We start from the raw sequence: 1,616 nt of genomic DNA, 5'->3' as shown, positions 1-1,616 counted from the left end.
GACGACGGCCGCCACGTCCGACGGCCGCCGCCCCCGACGGCCGCGTTCCACCGCCTCACCGCGCCTCCGCCCCGGTAGTCTCACCCCCGTGCTGCTGCCCGATCTCCCCGCCTCGCGCACCGAGCCGGACGGCTCCGCCGTCATCCGGCTGCTCAGCTACAACATCCGCTCCATGCGCGACGACACCGCCGCCCTGGCCCGCGTGATCCGGGCCTGCACCCCCGACGTCGTCTGCATCCAGGAAGCGCCCCGCTTCTTCCGCTGGCGCAAGAAGGCCGCGCGGCTCGCCCGCGCCACCGGACTGCTGTACGTCACGGGCGGCGCCACCACCGCCGGGCCCATGCTCCTCGCCGGCCTGCGCGCGCACGTGGAGCGCACCGACGAGAAGCTGCTGCCCCGCACCCCCGGCCTGCACCAGCGGGGGCTGGCGACGGCGGTGCTGCGCTTCGGCGGGGCCCGGGTGGCCGTCGTCAGCACCCACCTGAGCCTGGCCAGGGCCGAGCGCTACGAGCAGGCCGGGCTGCTGCTCGCGCACGTGCGCGCACTCGGCGAGCCGCACGTCGTGGTCGCCGGGGACCTCAACGAGCGCCCCAAGGGCCCCGCGTTCCGCAGGCTGGCCGACGAACTGCAGGACGGCTGGGCGGTCAGCCCCTGGGGCGGCCGGCGCACCTCGACGGCGCTGGACCCGCGCAAGCGGATCGACGCGGTGCTCGCGACCGGGGCGGTCGAGGTGCTGGGCTGCGGCGTCCCGGCGGGCCTGCCGGGGGTCTCCCCGGCCGACCTCCGCGACGCCACCGACCACCTCCCGGTCCTGGCCGCGCTCCGCATCCCGGCCTCCGGCCCGGCTACGGCCGCTTCCTGACCTCGTCCACGACGCCGTAGGTGTCGAGGTGCGACGTCCGCGTGAAACTTCTGGTCTTCGCGTCGTGGGCGCGCGGGCGCTGCGTCCCCAGGTACTCGTGCGTATCCGTGGCAAAGAGCAGATATCTGGACCAACCGGTACGGTCGGGGAACACGACCCCCAGTGCCTCCCTGCCCTTGGCGTCCGTCGCGCCCGGCAGCACCTCCGGGCGGGGGCACTCGGCCAGCGCCTCCAGCAGCGCCGGCAGCAGCCCGTCGGGCAGCACGGGGATCCGTTCGAGCAGGAGCCCGACGTACGTGTACGCGTGCCGCCAGTCCGCCCGGTCGAACTCGTCCGGCGTCTTCCCCGCTCCGAAGGAGCTGACGTGCGTCAGCAGCGCCGCCGGCTCCGTCGGGATCCGGGTGAGGCCGCGCCAGTCCGCCGGCGGCCACAGCCCCGGCTCCGACCGGAGCCGACCGCCCTCCTCGTGGCGCCTGTTCGACCAGCTCCGGTGCGAGGGATCCGCCGCCAGCCAGGTCTCCGGCGCGTACGTCGCGGCCCTGCCGCCGTCGTCCGGGGCTTCCCGGACGAACTCCCTGGCGTACACGTACTGGCCGCGGCGCGGCTCGATGGGCGGACGCAAGCGCTCCCGTTCCCGCTCCAGCCGCGCCGCCCGGCGCAGCATCCCGGCGGGAGAGGCGTCTCCCGGAGCGGCCGGACCCGAGGTGTCGTCGCGCTCCAGCAGCGCGACGGGTGCACCGACGGCCGCCGCGGT

The 1,616-nt window shown here is 76.0% G+C and carries 2 protein-coding genes; one reads left to right on the top strand and one right to left on the bottom strand.

Annotated features, from left to right (window positions below; genetic code table 11):
• Positions 1-88: 88 nt before the first annotated feature.
• Entirely contained in the window at positions 89-862 is a 774-nt protein-coding gene (locus H5J30_RS32070) for an endonuclease/exonuclease/phosphatase family protein (RefSeq protein ID WP_181791128.1), read from the top strand.
• On the opposite strand, the gene H5J30_RS32065 is transcribed toward H5J30_RS32070, so the two are convergent.
• Positions 846-1,616: CU044_5270 family protein (locus H5J30_RS32065; RefSeq protein WP_181791126.1), on the bottom strand; the 771-nt coding region annotated here is incomplete at its 5' end. The two genes, H5J30_RS32070 and H5J30_RS32065, sit on opposite strands and share 17 nt — an antisense overlap.

This window comes from Streptomyces phytophilus, from assembly GCF_013870535.1.
Classification (GTDB): domain Bacteria; phylum Actinomycetota; class Actinomycetes; order Streptomycetales; family Streptomycetaceae; genus Streptomyces; species Streptomyces phytophilus.
Note: the sequence above shows the minus strand (reverse complement) of the source record. Positions and strands in the feature narration are given on the sequence as shown.